Consider the following 18,116-nt stretch of genomic DNA (forward strand, 5'->3'; position numbering starts at 1 on the left):
GTTGACGCTGTGGTGGAGGAGCCTGAAGGCGTGGAAGTGATTCCACAAGAGGCAAGAGCAAGGCTTAAGGCCAGTAGGCCGCCAAAAGTTCGTTTCGACATACGTCTCCCAGATGCGCCTGCACGCACAAGTTGAATTTTGTGAACGTTGCGATCTTAAGGTGCTCTTCGCTGCTTTGTCCAGCGCTGCTCACTGGGGTGGATGGAGAAATGGAGCTTCAGCGCCCTTCATGTGCAGGAAATGGAGATTTTCTCAAGGTCTAATTAGACGTCTAAATAGCGAGGTCCCCGTTTGAGCAGGCACGATATGGTCATGACCGACCCGCGAGATCAGGCGCACCAATCGTCCACGGGAGAGCAGACCCTGACTACCCGCCAGGGCCACCCCGTCACCAACAACCAGAACCTCCGCACTGTGGGGAGCCGCGGCCCCACGACCCTGGAGAACTACCACTTCCTGGAAAAGATCAGCCACTTCGACCGCGAACGTATTCCCGAGCGCGTGGTACACGCGCGGGGAGCCGGGGCGCACGGCGTCTTTGAGGCCTACGGCACGGTGGGCGATGAGCCTGTGGGGAAATACACCCGTGCCAAGCTGTTTCAGGAGAAGGGCAAGCAGACCCCGGTGTTCGTGCGCTTCTCCACGGTGGGCCACGGCGGCCACTCCCCGGAAACGTTGCGTGATCCGCGCGGCTTCGCGGTGAAGTTCTACACCGAGGACGGCAACTGGGACCTGGTGGGGAACAACCTCAAGGTGTTTTTCATCCGCGACGCCATCAAATTTCCCGACCTGATCCACTCGCAAAAGCCTGACCCCATAACCAACCGCCAGAGTGGCGAGCGCATCTTCGACTTCATCTGCAACACGCCGGAAGCCATGCACATGGTCACCCTGCTGTTCTCGCCCTGGGGCATTCCCGCCAACTACCGCCACATGCAGGGCAGCGGCGTGAACACCTACAAGTGGGTCAACGACAGGGGCGAGGGGGTGCTCGTCAAGTACCACTGGGAACCCCTACAGGGCATTCGCAACCTGACCCAGCCTGAGGCAGAAGCCATTCAGGCCAAGAACTTCAACCACGCCACCCAGGACCTGTTCGAGGCCATTGAGCGCGGGGACTATCCCCAGTGGGAACTGTGTGTACAGATCATGGAGGACGGCGAGCACCCCGAACTCGACTTTGATCCGCTGGACGATACCAAGATTTGGCCCAAGGAGCAGTTCCCCTGGCTGCCGGTGGGCCGCATGACGCTCAACCGCAACCCCGAGAACTATTTTGCCGAGGTGGAGCAGTCGGCCTTCGGCACCGGCGTGCTGGTGGACGGGCTGGACTTCAGCGACGACAAGATGCTGCAGGGCCGCACCTTCGCCTACTCGGACACCCAGCGCTACCGGGTGGGGCCCAACTACCTGCAACTGCCCATCAACGCGCCCAGAACGCACGTGGCGACCAACCAGCGCGATGGCCAGATGGCTTACCGGGTGGACGCCGCGCCTGGCCAGAACCCCCACGTGAATTACGAGCCCTCCAGCCTGAATGGACTGAAAGAAGCCCCGAGGACGCACCCCGACCACACCCCCTGGGTGGAGGGCCACCTCGTTCGTCAGACGCTGGAGCGCACGAACGACTTTCAGCAGGCGGGCGAGCAGTACCGCAACTTCGAGGACTGGGAGCGCGAGGACCTGATCGGCAACCTCGTCGCCAACCTCAAGGACGCCGCGCAGGTCATTCAGGACCGGATGATCGACCTGTTCACGCAGTGTGACCCGGACTATGGCCGGCGTGTGGCGGAAGGCCTCGCCCAGGTCCGCCAGAGCGCCGAGGAGAAGAAAGAGCAAGGCGTGCAGCAGGCCGAGGAGCGCAGCCACGAGGCCCAGCCCTACTGACCGTTTCCAGGGGTGAGGCCGCTCCACTCGGGAAGGGAGCGGCCTCACCCACACACGCGGCACACTCAGCAGACCATGACGGACTGCCTGTTTTGCCGTCCTGACCTGGGGCCAGTACTGTCGGGGAGGGCCTGGAACGTTGTTCTCAACCGCAACCAGAACCTCCTGGGAGGGCCGTGACGCCGGTGTTGGCGCGGCACAGGGAGCGGGGAGAGTGGACCTCCCCCGCGAGGAGTGGGAAAATCTGCACCTTCAGCTGAGGCGCCACAGCGGTGCTTGCTCCCGAGCAATTCAACTCCGCCTTCTTGCAAAACCACGACCTGCAGGCTCTTCCGAGGTATGCGTCGGCCCGGAGCTTTGCCGGGCGGGTGTTCGAGGACCTGGATGTCTCCTCACACCAGGCTGCTCTTTCGCCCGTGCGGCTCCTGACGGTGGAGCAGCAGGGCCGGCTCGCCAAGCGCCTGAGGCGCGCCGAAGGAGAATGGGAGCCGCGGGAGGGCTCCCTCAGCCCCGCATGAGGAAGTGCTCGATGATGGCGTGGTGGTCCTCGAAAAACAGCTCGGGCCGGGCCAGGGCCTCGGACAGTGGCATCCAGAACGCCTCGGCGGCGTCGGCAGCCGCGCGCAGCACAGGCAGCTGGCCGATCCCGAGGTCAAAGTGGTAGGCGTGCGTCACCGTGCGCCCGCGCTGGCTGCGGCTGGGGTAGTCGAACACCGCCTGCGTCCGGACCCGGGTGGCGAGGTCCAACGTTTCGCTGAGGCCCGTTTCCTCGGTGGCGCGGCGGGCGGCGCAGGCGAGCAAGGTCTCGTCCGGTTGGAGGAAACCGCCGGGCATGGCGAGGCGTCCGCGTCCGGGCAGCCCCGCACGGCGCACAACCAGCACGTGCCCGCTGCGGGTGACCACGGCGTCCGCCGTCACAAACACGGGCGGAAAGGGTGTGCCTGCCCACGCCGCGCGGTACTCGCGCAGATAGTCGTACTCGGCGCGCAGCTCGGCGTACTCGGACGTGCTGTGAAACGCACCCAGAAAGGCGTGGACGGCGGGCGGCACCATGCCCTGCACGTCGCCCAGTCGGTCTTCGAAAAAAGCCTTGCGGACGTCGGTGGCGTTCAGGGAACTGACCACGTGGGTGGGAATGAACTCCCAGGCGGGAAAGGAGCGCAGGTAGTAGCTGCTCTCGTCCTTCATGTGGCCGATCAGGGCCACGTCGCTGCTGCCCCGCGTGTGCTCGGCCACGCCGCCCTGCACTTCGGACAGCCACAGGCTCTCATTGTAGAAGTAGTCGCGCACATGCACGAACAGCACGCGGCTGCGCGCCACGCCAGCCTCAGCGAGCATCCCCGCGATCACATCCTGACGCTCTTCCGCTGTGAAGGGATTTTTGGTGTTGCGCGCCGCCCGGGCTGAGCCGATCACCACGATCAGCTTCTGCACACTTTGCAGGGCTTCGAGCATCACCAGCAGGTGCGCTCCATGCGGCGGCTCGAAGCGGCCGATATACACCCCAAAGGTCCGCCGCCGGGTACGCGTGGGTGGAGGAGGGGCAAGCGCCAGGTCACGCGGCTGGGTCATTCCTCATGATTCATTCCTGGGTAGATTTGAAGGATGAGAAGATCAGGGTGCCGGTGGGTCCAAGGAAAAGACCTTTGAAGGCGGAGCTCAGGCGTGGAGAGACGGCAGCGTTACGCCCGCAGTTCCCCACCCTCGCGCATCTTCTCGGTCAGTTTGCCGGGCTCCAGCAGGCTGGCCTCCGCTCCGTAGCGCCGCTTGACCGCGCGCTGCACCAGGGCGATGGCAAGGCCAATGCCGATGAGGCCGATGGCCATGCTGGGCAAACGCATGATGGCGTTGACCTGCGCGATTTGCTCGTTGAAGGTATCTGAGCCGAACTTGGCCGTGACCCGCTGGTAGTTCACGATGCTGTTCACCACGCCGCCGATCAGGTCAAGGGCGGCATAGACGACGGTTCCCAACACGAGGGCGCGGTGCACCGTGGGATCGCGCATGGCCTGCTGGGTCGCGGCCCGGTCCTCGGGCTTCTCGCCGATGCTGAAGGCGTCGAGCAGCACGCGCAGCAGGGGCACACTGGTGGCGGCGCTGATCAGAAACAGCAGGCCGGTGAGGTAAGACCGCGCGCTGTCCTTGACCGCATACCAGAAGCCGTCCACGTACCAGAAGGCGAGCGCCCCGCTGAGAATCGCCCCCGCGCCGCCGAACAGGGCCACTGGGCTGAGGTTCCTGTTGACGAGGATGTCCCACAGCACGTATACCACCGGCACAAACGCCGCGAGCAGGTACGCGCGGACGTTTCCTGCGGTGCCGCCTCCCAGCAACTCCGCCACGCTGATGCCGCTGCTCAGCATGTCCTTGCTGAGGATCAGGATGGGAACGGCGAGGGTGAATACGAGGTCCCAGACAGTTTTCGGCACGCGGGCACGGGACTTGGCCGGTGTGGGGGGCGAGGCTTGCGGGGCGGTCATGGAGCGCATTCTCTCACCCCAGGGTGAGGAGCGGGAAGGACACCCTCACTGCGCCTCTATCCGTGGTCGTGCCCGCCCTGGCTCCGCTTGCCGCTGACCTCCTCACGGGCCTCCGCAATGAAGTAGGTGCAGGCCTCGGGGCAGGGAATCGCGCCGGGCACGCGGGTGAAAAAGGTTCGCGGCAACTTTTCCCCGGCCCACAGGCGGGTCTTGAGACAGCGGCTGCACACGTCCTTCGCCACAGCCTCCACCTGCTCGGGCGTGGCGCGGCTGACTTTGGCGTAGATGCCGGTCTGACGGCGGGCGGTGGTGGGCCAGGGCGTGGCCCGCAGGCTGTGGCAGTGGTGGGCGTAGCCTTCCTCCACCACGGCGGGGTAAAGGTTATGCACGCCCTGGGGCAGGTCTGTCACCGACAGCACCGCCCGCCAGCCACGCGGCAGATTGCGGAAGGTGTGGACCGGACGGTGGCGTCCGCCCTCGTCCTGCCTGGTCAGGTCCCGCAGACCCTCTGGAGTGACGACGGTGGTGAGCGCATCGGAGGGGCGGCCCTCGTCAAGCGCGTGCCTGATCTCGTACAGGCTGCCGTGGGGCGTGATCAGCGCCTCGCCCAGGCGCACGCCCTCCTGCGCGAGGGCCATGAAGGCGTGCCAGGCCTCCGCGTGGGTGCGGTCCTCGTCGCCGCCGCGTTCCGACGCGCCTCTCGCCTCCTCGGCGAGGTGCAGCACCACCTCGGCCACGAGGGCGTGGGTGCCCACGGGTCGGGCGTAATACACGGTCTGGGAACCGGAAGGGTGGTCCTCAAACACCGTCACCTCACCCGTCAGGCCCATGTCCTCGGGAATGGTTTCCAACGTGTGCCAGCCTTCGGACGCGAAGAAGGGGACCACCACCACCCTCGGTGAGCGGACCACTTCCGGCCAGGTGCCTACCCTGGGGTCCTCGTCGAGAAAGAGGGCGTGCACTTCGGCAAAGTGGCCCGATTCGCGCAGGCGGTCCGCGTTCTGGTAGATCACGCGGTTGGAGTTCTCGTTGCGGGTGGTGCCGTGGCCCAGCACGATCAGGGCGGTGTCCCCCGGATTCAGGTCTGGCAGCGCCTCATGGGCGCGGGCCAGAATCACCTCCGACATGGAGGGATGCACGCCGTAGGGCAGCGTGTAGCGCACGGTGCGACCTCCCAGCACGCGGGCGATGCCCTCTCCGGGCACGGGGCCCTGATGGCCCAGACCCAGTTCACGGGGAATCACAGTCTCAGTGAAGTAACCCTCGGAGATGAACATGGGAATGACCGTCACATCGGTGCTGCGCGTGGTTTTCAGGACCTGGCGCAGGGAGGGTTCTTCCTTCCAGTAGCCCTCCACCACCTCGTCGTAGAGGCCGCGCTCCCGGATCAGCTCGGCGTAGCGGTAGACGGCTCCCGCCGACTCGCCGTTGAGGTGGGAACCGTGACCGATCAGCACGAGGGAACGCATACGGGAGGCAATCTAGCAGCGCCCGCCGGCCCGGAATGTCCTTCCGCACGCCCTTGTGCCCGCCTTGGCCCCGCGTCCCGGCATAAATCCCGGTAAAGCGTGCCCTCACTCGCGCCGGGGGAGCGCTGCTTAAGGTAAGGCCGTTTCTGCGTTCAGCCCTGGACGGTCCCGCCGTGGGACGGTCAGCTGCTCCATTCCTCAGGAGGTACAAGGATGTTTTTCGATCAGACCGAGCGTCACCAGCAGATGGCCAATATCGACCCCCGCGACGTGAACGGCGACGGCGTTGTCAGCCCGCAGGAAGCCGCCGCCTACGTCCGCGACTACCTGCAAAGCGCCTCGCCCCAGGAGCGCCAGCAGGTGCTGGGCGACTATTTCGGCCAGATGCCCCAAGACCAGCGCCAGCAGATGGGCGACGCCATCGTGAACAGCCCCGCCAACCCGGTCCAGAGCGTGCGCCACGACGATCCCAATGACCTTGCCAACGCTTACACCCAGGTGGCCCAGGCTCCTATGCAAGACGGCCGTAGCCCGCTGGAAGCCGCCTTTGCCCCCGGCGGCGCGCTGGGCAATCCCATGGTAAAGGCCGGGCTGGTGGGCCTGGCCGCCATGATCGGCAGCAAGATGCTCCGGCGGTAAACGGTCGCGTTCGGTAGACCCTCGGCCCCTGTGGCGCGGGGGTCTTTTTAATCGGGGCGTGAAAAATGCGCTGTTGCTACAGGCCACACCCACGTCCCACACCCCCTTGACCCGGTACAATCGCCCGAATGCCCCTGACGTACCTCACGCGCATCGCGCAGACGCCCGCACCCACCTTTGGGGAGGGCGAGCGGGCGTCGCTTGTCGCGCGGCTGTGGCAGGACCTGGGCTACGTGGTGACGCGCGACGAGGTGGGCAACGTCCTGACCCGCCTGACGCCACCAGGTACCGAGGGCCTGCCCGCGCTGCTGCTCGCCGCGCACCTCGACACCGTGTTCGCCCACGGCACCGACGTGACGGTGCGCGAGGACCGGGGCCGCCTTGTGGGGCCGGGGGTGGGTGACAACAGCGCCAGCCTCGCCGTCGTGACCGCTCTGCTGCGGGACCTGCGCGGCGCAGAAGGAATGCTGCGCCGCCCGCTGTGGGTGGCCGCCAACGTGGGCGAGGAGGGCCTGGGAGACCTACGCGGGGCCAAGCACCTCATCGCGCAGCACCGTTCACAACTCGGGGCCTTTATCGCGGTGGACGGATACCTCGGCGTGGCCGTCACGCGGGCGGTGGGCGTGCGGCGCTACCGGGCCGTGTTCCTGGGGCCGGGCGGGCACTCCTGGGGAGACCAGGGGCCCAGCGCCCTGCACGCCCTGGGCGAGGCCATCAGCGCCCTGTACGCCCTGCACCGCCCCACGACGCCGCGCACCACCCTGAACGTGGGGCTGGCCCACGGCGGCACCAGCGTGAACTCCATCGCCGGAAGCGCCGAACTGCTGCTGGACCTGCGCTCGCTGGACCCGGTGGCGCTGGCAGACCTGGACGCGCGGGCGCAAAACGCGCTGCACGTGGCTGCCCGCTCCACCGGCGTGTCGCTGCGGCTGGAGCGGGTGGGAGACCGGCCCGGCGGGGACCTGGGCGCCGAGCCCCTCCTCGCCCTGGCGCGCGAGGCTGCCCGGTTGGGCCGCACCGAGCTGCGCCTCGCGTCCAGCAGCACCGACGCCAACGCCGCCGCGCCCCACCGCCTGCCCGCCATCGCCCTCGGTGTGTACCGCGGCGGCAACGCCCACCGCGAGGACGAGTGGGTGCAGGCGAGCAGTCTGGGACCGGGCCTGCAATTTCTGCGGCAGATGGTGGAGCTGTACCAGCGGCGTCCGGTGGTGTAGGAAAGGCGGGCAAAAGGGACGGGGCAGCCTTTCTCAGCATGTCCCCGCCCCTTTTGTGCCCGGCGCTATCGTCCCAGCGCCCGCGTAAAGCTCCGCTCTGCCCGAGCTTTCATCTCTGCTACGGCGTCCCAGTCGGGAGCTGTTCGGGCGAGGGCCTGGGCCGTGACCGCCTGCGCGCCAAAGGCTGTGGGGTGAGCCGGCGCCCCCGCGTCGTCGCAAAAGCCCTGCACCTTGGGGTCATAGGCCACGCCCGCAAAGGGCACGCCTGCCGCCGCCGCCAGGATCACTGCGTGGAGCCGTACACCGATCACAAAGCCGCTGGACGCGATGGCGTCGAGGGCCACCTGGGGATCGCGGGTGCCAAGCACTTCGTCTGCGCCAAGGCTCCGCGCGGCCCCATCGTCGTGGTCCGGCATGAAACTCAGGGCAGTCACGTGGCGGCCCTGAGAACGGAGGGCTGCGGCCACGGACCTCAGGCCCTCGGTCGCGTCCGTCACGTCGCCGCGTGGGGCCAGGATCACCCGCCTCGGGTCCGGCGTCAGCCCAGGCGTAGGGGAGAGGAGCAGGGCCGGATCGCCGCCAAGTTCGCCCTCCAGCCCCAGGGCGCGCAGCGTCTCCAGGCTGCCCCGGTCCCGCACGATGACCGGCACGCCCCGAAGGGCTGCCGCCACCCGCCGCCCACCTTCCGGCGAGAGGGGACCGATGCTCTGGTTGAAAACCACCACTCGCTTTCGCAGCAGTCGCGCGGCCCGGATCACGCCGAGGTAGTACGTCAGGTTGCGCGCGCTCGTCCGGTCTTGCAGCAACCCACCCCCGCCCGAGAGCACCACCCCGGAGCGGGCCAGCGCGGCGAGCAGGCCCAGCGGTTGCATCCGGGGCGCGCTCTCGCAGCCGTAGGTGCGGGCCGTCTCCTCCGGCGTGTTTGAGAGCAGCAGCGGCTCGGCTCCCCGGGCCTTGAGGGCGCGGCTGATCGCCAGGGCAATCGCCTCGTCGCCCGTGTTGCCGAAGCCGTAGTAACCGCTGACCGTCACCCTCACGCCTGGCCCTCTGACGCTCCGGCCACCGGGCGGCGGGCCCCGTATCCGGCCCAGAAGTTGAGCGCCCACTTCAGTGCAGGGGTCAGGACCAGCCCCACCAGCAGCCCGATCCCGAGGCCCAGAAAGCAGCGCTGGGCGCTGATCAGCAGCGGCGTGTGAAAGTGCGAGAAGGTGTTGAGGATGCTCGCCTGCCCCACCACACCGCCCAGCACCATCATGGTGCTGAAGTAGCCGGGCAGCACGCCGCCCAGCCCGATGATGCCGAGGGGATGCCCGGCAAGTTCCTTGAAGCGCGGGCGGACGATGGTGTCCTGAAGTTGTTGCCGCACACTGGCCTCCGCGTCGCTGACGCCCAGGCCCGTCGCGTTGCCCCGCCGCAGGAAGACCAGCGCGAACACGCCCAGCGCGGCGGCCATCACGCCGATATCGCCCAGCCGCAGCGGCGTGTTGTACAGGTCGCGGGCCGTCTTGCGCACGTCCTGCCGGGGCAGGAAGCTCAGGCCCACGAGAAGGAGCGGCACCAGCAGCGTCAGGCCCACACCCTTGAAAGGCTCCAGCCCCAGCACGCTCTCGCGGTTGGCCCCCAGGGCCGAGACAAACAGCACGCCGATCAGCGACAGGCCCGTTGCCAGGAACCAGTCGGTGACCCGGGAGCGCCGCAGTACCAGTCCCAGCGCGGGAAAGGTGATCGCGGCGATCAGCGCGCCACCCTCGAAGGGGTGAAAGCCGTTGAGGCCAAGCGCGGCCAGTCCCGCCAGCACCGCCACCGCCAGTCCCAGCCGGGGCAGCGGGAAGCTCAGGCCCAGTAACACGAGGGCGGCGAGCGGGCCCAGCAGGCTCAGGACGCGCAGGATGGCACTCGGCTCGAAGGGCGTGACCACCGGCATCCCCACCTTGACCCCGGACTTGGCAAGCAGTTCGGAGGTGCGCTTCAGGAATTCCTTCGTCTCGTACACCGTGGGAAAGGGGCGCAGGTACAGGATGCGCTGGCTGCGCTCGCGTGCGGCGAGGTTGAATTTGCTCGCCACCGCGTCTGGCCCCAGCCGGTTTTGCCACGAGGGGTTGAGTGCGAACATCCGCACCGCGCCGTGCGCCTTCACCAGCGTGTCCAGTTCTCGCTGCACCGAGCCCTCGATCACCGCAGGGAGGCGTCTTCCCAGCGCCGCGTCCACCTTCGCCAGCCGCTCGGGGGTGCGCGCGCCAATCACCTCGTCGCCGTTGAAGGCGATGAAGGGCACGTCGGGCCAGTCGGCGGCAGGCTCACGCAGCGCCTCATCGTCGTAGGGGCGGTAGACCAGCACCAGACCCTGCTTTTTCAGGCCCGCGATCAGCGCCTCGTCGGGCCCCGAGGGCAGGAAGTCGGGGTCTGTGGGCCAGCCCTGCCAGGTCTGTCCCCCGGCGGTGATGTTCTGTACGGGAATGGTGTAGCGCGCGGGCAGGCGGTCCGTGGCCCCAGGCTTGAGCGGGCGCAGGTAGATCCACTGCGGCTTGAACCCGGCTCCGGGATGCTCGGCGGCCAGGTCCGCGCCCCGGCGCTCGTAGATCTCGCCCCGCTGCACGAGGTTGCCGATCACGTCCTCGTACAGTGACACTCCGTTCACGCCCAGCGCCTTGTACTCGTCCAGCAACTGTTGCGGCGTCTTGCCCACCCGCTGCGCCTGCACGCCCATCGCCTGGTAGTCCATGACCAGCGAGACCGTTTTTTGCGCCTGCTCGAACTGCACGCGCTGCCACGCCAGCAGCAGCGCTGGAATCAGCGACAGCAGGATCACGCCCAGCAGGGGCCGCAAGAAGCGCGTGCGGGTGGGCGCGGGAACGGGCGGCGCGGAGGCGGGCAGGAGGGGGCCCGCCCGGTCTTGCAGGAGGGGTGGGCGGGTGGGGTTCGGCTCGGTCACGGAAGACATCCTAAGAGGCAGAGGAGAGGGGCGGGGGGAAGGAGGCCGGCAGGTGCCGCGCCCAGCGTGACGGCCTCCGGGCCCGGAAGTCGTCCCTCCAAAGGAGGAGGCGGGACGGGAGCCAAGGTCAGATCGTGGTGCGGATGCGTGCGGCGAGCATGTCGAGCGCGGGTTCGTTCATGCCGCCGTGGGGAATGATGACGTCCGCATAACGCTTGGTGGGCTCCACGAACGACAGGTGCATGGGCCGCACGTACTCGAGGTACTGGCCGATCACGCTCTCGGATGAGCGCCCGCGCTCCTGCGTGTCGCGCAGCAGGCGGCGGATAAAGCGCACGTCGGCGTCGGCGTCCACAAAGACCTTGAGGTGCATCCGGTCGCGCAGTTCGGCGTCGTACAGGGCAAAGAAACCTTCCAGCACCACCACGGGGGCGGGCAGCACAGTGGTGGTCACGGGTGAGCGGTTGTCCTGCGTGAAGTCGTACTCGGGCATGGCGATTGGCACGCCCGACAGCAGCGCGTCCAGATGCTCGCGCAGCAATTCCCAGTCGAAGGCCGCCGGGTGATCGTAGTTGGTCTTACGCCGCACCTCGGGCGCGATGTCGTCCTGGGCGCGGTAGTAGTTGTCCTGGCTCAGCACCGCCACGCCCCCCGGCCCAACCGTCTCGATCACCCGCCGCGTCACGGTGGTCTTGCCGCTGCCCGAGCCTCCCGCCACGCCGATGACGAAGGGGGAGGTCACGGGCGCCTCCAGGCGCGGCGGTCAGCGGTCAGCAGACCCCCCCAGTTCCCAAACACGCTGCTCACGCTCCCCGCCCCAGGTTGCCGATCAGGTCGATGCGCCGCTCGGCCATGCGCCGGGCGACCAGGTGCGGCGGCTTGCCCAGTTGCTCGGCCACGGCGGTGATGCGCGAGACGGTGGCGTAGACGCGCTCGGCGGCCTGCTCGGGGGTCAGTGAGGAGGCCGCCGCAATCAGTCCCGCCGCATTGATGGCGAAGTCGGGCATATACACGATGCCCGCTTCCTTGACGGCGGCCTCGCCGGTTCTCGAGAGGGGATGGTGCTCGCCCCCCGCGATCAGGCGGCACTGCAGCCGGGGCACCTGGGCCGAGCGGATGGAATGCCCGTACCCGCACGGCGCGAAGACGTCGCAGGGCACGTCGAAGAGGTCCTCGGTGCTCAGCACGCTCAGCCCGCCGAGTTCGTCGGCGAGGTCCTCGGCACGTTCGGAACGGGCGTCGGCCACCGTCAGGCGCGCGCCCTCACGGTGCAGGTGCTCGGCCAGGGTGCGCCCCACCGCGCCGACGCCCAGGATGGCGACGCGTACGCCGCGCAGACTCTCGCTGCCCAGGGCGAAGCGGGCCGCCGCCTTCATGCCCCGGTACACGCCGTAGCCGGTGACGCGGCTGGTGTCGGTGTTCACGCCCAGGGTGGCGGGCGTTTCCTGCGCCACAAAGGCGATGTCGCCCGGCGTTACGCCGATGTCTTCGGTGAGCACCACCCGGGGCGCGAGGGGCCGTACCTGCCGCCCCAGGGCGCGAAACAGCGCTTCGCGCGCGTGGGGATCGTCCACTCCCGCTTCGGGCATCAGCAGCACGCATGCGCCCCCACCGTAGTTCAGCCCGGCCAGCGCCGCCTTGAGGGTCAGGCTCTCGCTGAGGGCGAGCGCGCCGCGCAGAGCTTCCTCCTCCGGCAGCGGGCGCAGCCGCACACCGGCGATGGCGGGTCCCAGCACCGTCGAATGCACCGCCAGGGCCGCCTTGAGGCCGCTGGGGGCGTGGTGGAGCAGCGTGAGGGCCTCATGCCCGCGCGATTGCATCTCCTCGAATATCTGCATCTTCTCCCTGACTCCCTGACCTGGCTATGCCGGGGCGCGGCCTGCCTGCGTGAGGGGCGCGTCCGCACGGTAACTTCCTGAGCCTATCACCGCGCGGCCCGGCGCGCGCGAAATCGGCCCATACCGGCGCAGGCTCCTTTATGCTTGAAAGAAGCCTGTCAGGCCCGAGACGCCACTCTGGCGAAGATGGCACAATACCTGCACTTCGCGACGCAAAACGGCATCACCCCTGGCCTACACGTGGCCCGGGGCGCGCAAAGGGGGAAGTGATATGGAACAGATTGCTCCGCTCGCCAAGATCCTGGCAGAAGCAAACGGCCTCGAATGGCGGAACCTGCGCGGCACCGGCCCGGGCGGCACCATCGTCGAGCAAGACGTGATCGATCACCTCACGCGCATCATGAGCGGCGAGGAAGAGCCGCCGTCCACCCCCGTAGACGCCCCACCGCCCGAATGGACCGGCACCGAGCTGCCCCCCGGCGGCGGCCTGCTCGCGCCTGGTATGCCCTCCATGGACATGCTCAGCAGCGCGGGCGTGGATTCAGACCTGGCCGCGCTTGTCAGTCAGCCCGCGCCCGCCGCCACGACGCCCCCCGTGCCCCCCGCCGCGAGCGCTCCCGACGACGATCTGGAATTCGAGCTGGAAGACGAGCAGGAGCCGGCACCCGTTCAGCCGACGCCACCCGCCATGCCCTCCTTCTCGGCTCGCGTGGAGGAAGCGCCCGCCCAGCCCGCTCCGGTGCAGACGCCTGAAGTGGTGCCCGCCGTGCCGGACCTGCCCACGCCCGCTGCGCCGGTTATGCCGTCCCTCGGCGCGGCCCCCACACCGGCGGCTTCCGCCCCCACGCCGTCTCCGTCCGCACCCCCTGCAGGCGGCGCAAAGGCGGGCCTGGGCAGCTTGCTCTCGCGGTTGTACCAACCTGGCGCCGGCCAGCCGACACCGCCTCCCGCCCAGACCACGCCCTCCGTGCCGATGCCCAGCGCTCCGATGCCCAGCGCTCCTACGCCCAGCGTCCCGGCTCCCGCCGCTGCCGCGCAGAGCCCGGTCACGCCGCCCCTGCCCACGCCTATGCCGGAAGTGGCGGCGGCTGCACCCACCCTCCCTGACGCGCCCCGTGTGGTGGAGGCCGAGGAGGAAGCCATCCCGCTCGCTCCCGCTGCTGAGGCGGTGCCCGCAGCGGTGGAAGAGGTGCGTGCGCCCGAGGTGGCCCCGCCCGCGCCAGTTGCCGAACAGGCCCCCGCGCCTGCTTCCATGCCCGTTCCGGCTGCTCCCGTGCGTGACGCGGTGTGGTTCGGCACGTACCTGCGCCGTGACGCCAACGTCTCCGCCCTGTCGGACCTGCGCCGCCAACTCGTCAGTGCGCTCGGGCAGGACGTACCGCTCGGCCTGCTCGTGGCCCGCGCCGCCCAGCGTCACGCCGACGGTCTGGGCCTGAGCGCGGTGGCTGTGCAGGACCTGAACGCCTCGGTGGCCCGTCCCGTGGAGGGCGGCACGCTGCGCGGAGCACTCTCGTCCTTCACAGGAGAGCAGGAAGGCACTGCAGACCTGCTGGTCATCGACGCGGGCACGCTCGACCTCGACGACCTGCACCTGCCCCATACGGTCACCCTCAGCGTGGGCCGCGTGCAGAACGGCCTCGCTGCCCTGACACTCAACGGTAACGTGGACGCCGCCCAGGGCGCACGCTTCCTGGCAAATGTGGCCGCGACGCTGGAAGAGCCGATCATCCTGGTGCTGTAAGGGCGGTTGGGTTCAGCAACACCAGCAGGAAGCCCCCGCCTAGGCGGGGGCTTCCTGCCTTTGTCTTTTGCTGACTGCGAAGCTCGATTTTGGCCATCGGGAGGGGCAACAGCGTGCTGTTGCCCCTGGCAGACTTGAGCAGGTCAGCTCTGCCGCAGGGGTTCACCCGCAGTGTTGATGCCTTTGCGCCGGCGTTCTCTCGCAGAACCTGGCCGCAGGTCCAACGGCTGATCATCGGCACCCTCCTGGCACCCGGGAGGCGAGCAGTGGCGGCCTTGAACGTCTTGGGTTTGGCCGATGATTCCAGATTCGGCACCTGCCACCGCGTGCTGAACCAGGCACGCTGGTTCAGCCTCCACCCCAGTCGCGTCTTGCTGGGCCTGTGGGTCACCGCCTTTGTTCCCACTGGCCCGCTCGTCCTCGGCTTGGACGGCACGGTCGAGCGTCGCACAGGCGTGAACATCAGCGCCAAGGGTATCTACCGTGATCCTGTTCGCTCCAGCCATGGTCACTTCGTGAAAGCCAGCGGTCTTCGCTGGCTGAGCCTCATGCTGCCGCCTCCTCTTCCATGGGCACAGCGCATCTGGGCCTTGCCGTTTCTGACGGCACGCGTGCCGTCAGAAACGCTCTCACCAGCAACGCAGACATCGGCGCAAAACCTTGCTGGACTGGGCACGGCAGATGCTGCGCCTCGTTCAGCGCTGGTGTCCCGAACGTGAACGGACCGTTGTGGCCGGCAGCGCCCAGACTTTGATTGCCTGGCTTCACCACCTCCGCCAAGGTCAACCCATCACAGGCCTGCACCCGGTTGCGTCTGGGCGCAATTCCCCCAAAGTACAGCGAAGAGCTGATGGCTGGAGAGCTGATGGCTGGCGGCTCCCTGGACAGGCCCACCCCACTCCGCCTCCACATCCGGCTACACTGAGGTACGGTGCTGCGCGCCGTGCTTTTTTTGCTCCAGGTGGATGAAGAGAGGCAAGTCTGAGCGCGCGGTGGGAGACATGAAGGAATTGACTCTGGTTCCTGAACCGGGCAGAAAGGGCGCTGTCCCGGTTCATCCACCGCCGCCCAACCCTTGTGGGTGGCACTCGCTTCGCTCGGCTGGGCCTGTGAGCCCAGCACCAAGGAGAATCATGCCTGGAATTGCAATTATCGGCGCGCAGTGGGGAGACGAGGGCAAGGGCAAGATCACCGATTTCCTCGCCCCGCAGGCGGGGTACGTGGTGCGCTATCAGGGCGGTGCGAACGCTGGGCACACCGTGACGGCGAAGGGACAGACCTTCAAGCTCAACCTGCTGCCCAGTGGCGTTCTGCATCCCGGAACCGTCAGCGTGCTGGGCGACGGCATGGTGATTGACCCCGAGAAATTCCTCGCCGAGCGTCAGAACCTGCTTGACGGTGGGCTGACCCCGGAGCTGCGGATCAGTGACCGCGCTCACCTCGTGCTGCCCCACCACAAGTACGTGGACGGCCGCAAGGACTTCGTGGGCACCACGGGGCGCGGCATCGGCCCGGCTTACGCGGACCGCGCCCGGCGGGTGGGCATCCGCTTCGGGGACCTCGCCGACGAGACCACCCTGCGCGAGCGCGTGGAGCGCCTGCTGGAGGCCAAGCCCAACTCCACCCGCGACGCGGGCTGGACCAGCGTCGCCGACGCCCTCGGCTACCTGCTGCCCATCCGTGACGCCCTGCTGCCCTTTGTGCGCGATACGGGTACCGACCTCCGCCAGGCCATCAAAAACGGGGCCAACGTCTTGTTCGAGGGCGCGCAGGCCACCCTGCTCGACCTGAACTACGGCACCTATCCCTTCGTGACCAGCAGCCACCCCACCGTGGGCGGCATCCTGGTGGGTGCGGGCGTAAACCACAAGGCCGTGGGCAAGGTCTACGGCGTCGCCAAGGCGTTCAACACGCGCGTGGGCCATGGCCCCTTCGCCACGGAGGTTTTCGGTGAGATGGAAACCCGACTGCGCGGTGACGGCTCCAAGCCCTGGGACGAGTTCGGCACCACCACTGGCCGCGCGCGCCGGGTGGGCTGGCTGGACCTGGAGCTGCTGCGCTACGCGGTAGACGTGAACGGCTTCGACGGGCTGGTTATCAACAAGATGGACATTCTGGCCGGTCTGGACACCATCAAGGTGTGCACGGCCTACGGCTCCGAGGGCCAGCCCGTCTACCGCGAGCTGTCCGGCTGGGCCACCACCGATGGGGCCACGAGCCGCGAGACACTGCCGAAAGAAGCCCAGGCTTACCTCGACCTGATTGAGGAGACGGTGAACTGCCCCGTGGTGATCTTCTCGTGTGGCCCTGCCCGCGAGCAGACCTACGGTGAGGTGTCTTGGGGATGAGCTGCCGGTCATCAGCCTCTATACGGATGGCTGACAGCCCACCGCTTTTCCCACAGTCCCTGCTTCTCCCGCCCACTACACTTTTCTCCATTCACTCGCGCCCCTCGGTGCGGGAAGGAGACATAATTTGACCATTCATCCCACCATCAGTGCCGACGACGAGGGGCAGGAGGTGCCGGGACTGCGTGACCTGACGCACGGCTGGCTCGCGGCCGTCGGGGAAGACCCTGAGCGTGAGGGCCTGCTCAAGACGCCCCACCGCGTCGCCAAGGCTTGGGGCTTTCTGACGGCCGGCTACCACAAGAGCCTGCAAGACGCTGCCGGGGACGCCGTGTTTGAGGCTGACGGCAGTGAAATGGTGATCGTCAAGGACATCGAGTTCTACTCCATGTGCGAACACCACATGCTGCCCTTCTACGGCCGCGCCCACATCGCCTACATCCCTGACGGCAAGATCCTGGGCCTGAGCAAGTTCGCGCGCATCGTGGACCTGTACTCGCGCCGCCTGCAGGTGCAGGAGCGCATCACCACCCAGATTGCCGACGCTGTGAGCGAACTGCTCGACCCCAGGGGCGTGGCCGTGCTGATGGAAGGCGTGCACCTGTGCATGGCGATGCGCGGCGTGCAAAAGCAGAACTCGTCTACCACCACCAGCGCGATGCGCGGCCTTTTCAAAAGTGACGCCCGCACCCGCGCCGAGTTTATGAGCGCGGTGCAGGGAACGCTGCGGTCACGGTAGGTAAGCCCAACGCAAAACGAGAGGGAGCCGCATGAAGGGCTCCCTCCCGCTGTTTCTACACGTCATACGGAACTAAAGTGATTTCCACCTTTTGGTGCATGAGAGCCACTCCGCACTGGGTATTCACAGACGAGTTTTACAGCCTCACCACCGACTTTGCCACATACGGGAATCACTTTGGTCTCGTGTCATACCGGTACCGCAGCGCCTCCATCAGTTCCTCTGCCATCTCCACCGTGTCGCCCCGGGGGATTGCCGTCGCCACGCGGACTTCGAGGTGGCCGCGCAGCGCACCCTCTCCGACTCCGGTCAAAGCGCTCTGCACGGCCTTGATCTGGCGCAGCACGTCCACGCCGTAGGCGTCCTCTTGCTCCAGTACTCGCACGATGCCTTCGGGGTGCCCCCACGCAATGCTCAGGCGGTGGATGGCGCGCTCGTGGGCACCTTCCGGTATGCGCAGCTTGGCCTCGGTGTGGCAGAGGGGGGAGCGGTGGGCGCGCCGGTCATTTCACGTCCTCCAACGAGGTGTGGTACCTGTTGATCTCGGCCGTCTGGCCCCGAATGATGGTCGTGACGAGCTTACGCAGTTTGGCGCTCTTCTTCCGGGTAAATCCGGGCTTCGCCATCTCGACCGCGCCCTGGCGATGCGCGATCATCGGGGTCAGAAACCAGCGGTCCCAGGCCCACCTGGGGTGGCCCCCACCTTGCGCCACACCTCCATTTGAGCGGTCCCCCGACGCTGCGCTGTAATCACCCGCTGGACTCCCGCCTTTACCCGGATATCCCCGCCTGCCGCGAACTCCGACTTCGCCATACCCACGGTTTCCCG

17 protein-coding genes are annotated in these 18,116 nt (G+C 67.7%); 8 read left to right on the forward strand and 9 right to left on the reverse strand.

Annotated features, from left to right (window positions below; translation table 11 throughout):
* The first annotated feature begins 312 nt into the window (after window positions 1-312).
* Together B9A95_RS15260 and B9A95_RS15265 are read left to right on the forward strand one after the other, a co-directional pair.
* Window positions 313-1,887: a catalase gene (locus B9A95_RS15260; protein WP_170928665.1), complete on the forward strand. Its 1,575-nt coding sequence runs from the start codon at window positions 313-315 to the stop codon at window positions 1,885-1,887.
* Window positions 1,888-2,159: 272 nt separating this feature from the next.
* The gene (locus B9A95_RS15265) at window positions 2,160-2,405 is read left to right on the forward strand and encodes a hypothetical protein (RefSeq protein WP_084048100.1); all 246 of its coding nucleotides are present in this window, start codon (window positions 2,160-2,162) and stop codon (window positions 2,403-2,405) included.
* Here the strand turns inward: B9A95_RS15265 and B9A95_RS15270 are convergent.
* From B9A95_RS15270 to B9A95_RS15280, 3 genes are all read right to left on the reverse strand, one after another.
* Entirely contained in the window at window positions 2,392-3,459 is a 1,068-nt protein-coding gene (locus B9A95_RS15270; RefSeq protein ID WP_084048101.1) for a bifunctional nicotinamide-nucleotide adenylyltransferase/Nudix hydroxylase, read from the reverse strand. The genes B9A95_RS15265 and B9A95_RS15270 overlap by 14 nt on opposite strands.
* Before the next feature lie 110 nt (window positions 3,460-3,569).
* Entirely contained in the window at window positions 3,570-4,367 is a 798-nt protein-coding gene (locus B9A95_RS15275; protein ID WP_084050753.1) for a VC0807 family protein, read from the reverse strand.
* 56 nt (window positions 4,368-4,423) lie between these two features.
* On the reverse strand, window positions 4,424-5,836 hold the full coding sequence (locus B9A95_RS15280) for a DR2241 family protein (protein WP_084048102.1): 1,413 nt from the start codon (window positions 5,834-5,836) through the stop codon (window positions 4,424-4,426).
* 213 nt (window positions 5,837-6,049) lie between these two features.
* On the opposite strand from B9A95_RS15280, the gene B9A95_RS15285 reads away from it, so the two are divergent.
* Window positions 6,050-6,475, forward strand: a complete 426-nt coding sequence (locus B9A95_RS15285) for a hypothetical protein (protein WP_084048103.1) — start codon at window positions 6,050-6,052, stop codon at window positions 6,473-6,475.
* A gap of 128 nt (window positions 6,476-6,603) precedes the next feature.
* A complete protein-coding gene (locus tag B9A95_RS15290) occupies window positions 6,604-7,689 on the forward strand; it encodes a M20/M25/M40 family metallo-hydrolase (protein WP_084048104.1) in 1,086 nt (361 codons plus the stop codon).
* 65 nt (window positions 7,690-7,754) lie between these two features.
* Here the strand turns inward: B9A95_RS15290 and csaB are convergent, their stop codons facing one another.
* From csaB to B9A95_RS15310, 4 genes are all read right to left on the reverse strand, one after another.
* Entirely contained in the window at window positions 7,755-8,726 is a 972-nt protein-coding gene (gene csaB, locus B9A95_RS15295) for a polysaccharide pyruvyl transferase CsaB (RefSeq protein ID WP_084048105.1), read from the reverse strand.
* Entirely contained in the window at window positions 8,723-10,630 is a 1,908-nt protein-coding gene (locus tag B9A95_RS15300) for a DUF5693 family protein (RefSeq protein ID WP_245808321.1), read from the reverse strand. The genes csaB and B9A95_RS15300 overlap by 4 nt, the downstream gene beginning before the upstream one ends.
* A 118-nt stretch (window positions 10,631-10,748) precedes the next feature.
* The gene (udk, locus tag B9A95_RS15305) at window positions 10,749-11,363 is read right to left on the reverse strand and encodes a uridine kinase (protein WP_084048106.1); all 615 of its coding nucleotides are present in this window, start codon (window positions 11,361-11,363) and stop codon (window positions 10,749-10,751) included.
* 61 nt (window positions 11,364-11,424) lie between these two features.
* On the reverse strand, window positions 11,425-12,459 hold the full coding sequence (locus B9A95_RS15310) for a Glu/Leu/Phe/Val dehydrogenase family protein (RefSeq protein WP_084048107.1): 1,035 nt from the start codon (window positions 12,457-12,459) through the stop codon (window positions 11,425-11,427).
* Window positions 12,460-12,730: 271 nt separating this feature from the next.
* Between B9A95_RS15310 and B9A95_RS15315 the strand changes: the two genes are divergently transcribed.
* The 4 genes from B9A95_RS15315 (at window position 12,731) to folE (ending at window position 17,287) form a co-directional block, all read left to right on the forward strand.
* A complete protein-coding gene (locus B9A95_RS15315; RefSeq protein WP_084048108.1) occupies window positions 12,731-14,200 on the forward strand; it encodes an E3 binding domain-containing protein in 1,470 nt (489 codons plus the stop codon).
* A gap of 113 nt (window positions 14,201-14,313) precedes the next feature.
* Complete coding sequence (locus B9A95_RS15320; protein WP_212648333.1) at window positions 14,314-14,919, forward strand: transposase; 606 nt, start codon at window positions 14,314-14,316, stop codon at window positions 14,917-14,919.
* A 414-nt stretch (window positions 14,920-15,333) separates the two neighbouring features.
* Window positions 15,334-16,548: an adenylosuccinate synthase gene (locus B9A95_RS15325; RefSeq protein ID WP_084048109.1), complete on the forward strand. Its 1,215-nt coding sequence runs from the start codon at window positions 15,334-15,336 to the stop codon at window positions 16,546-16,548.
* A 127-nt stretch (window positions 16,549-16,675) separates the two neighbouring features.
* Window positions 16,676-17,287: a GTP cyclohydrolase I FolE gene (gene folE / locus B9A95_RS15330; protein ID WP_084048110.1), complete on the forward strand. Its 612-nt coding sequence runs from the start codon at window positions 16,676-16,678 to the stop codon at window positions 17,285-17,287.
* A gap of 172 nt (window positions 17,288-17,459) precedes the next feature.
* On the opposite strand, the gene B9A95_RS15335 is transcribed toward folE, so the two are convergent.
* On the reverse strand, window positions 17,460-17,747 hold the full coding sequence (locus tag B9A95_RS15335; protein ID WP_342744624.1) for a metal-sensitive transcriptional regulator: 288 nt from the start codon (window positions 17,745-17,747) through the stop codon (window positions 17,460-17,462).
* Window positions 17,748-17,790: 43 nt separating this feature from the next.
* The gene (locus tag B9A95_RS15340; RefSeq protein ID WP_170928666.1) at window positions 17,791-18,000 is read right to left on the reverse strand and encodes a DUF305 domain-containing protein; all 210 of its coding nucleotides are present in this window, start codon (window positions 17,998-18,000) and stop codon (window positions 17,791-17,793) included.
* Between the last annotated feature and the right edge of the window lie 116 nt (window positions 18,001-18,116).

The organism is Deinococcus hopiensis KR-140, assembly GCF_900176165.1.
Lineage (GTDB): Bacteria > Deinococcota > Deinococci > Deinococcales > Deinococcaceae > Deinococcus > Deinococcus hopiensis.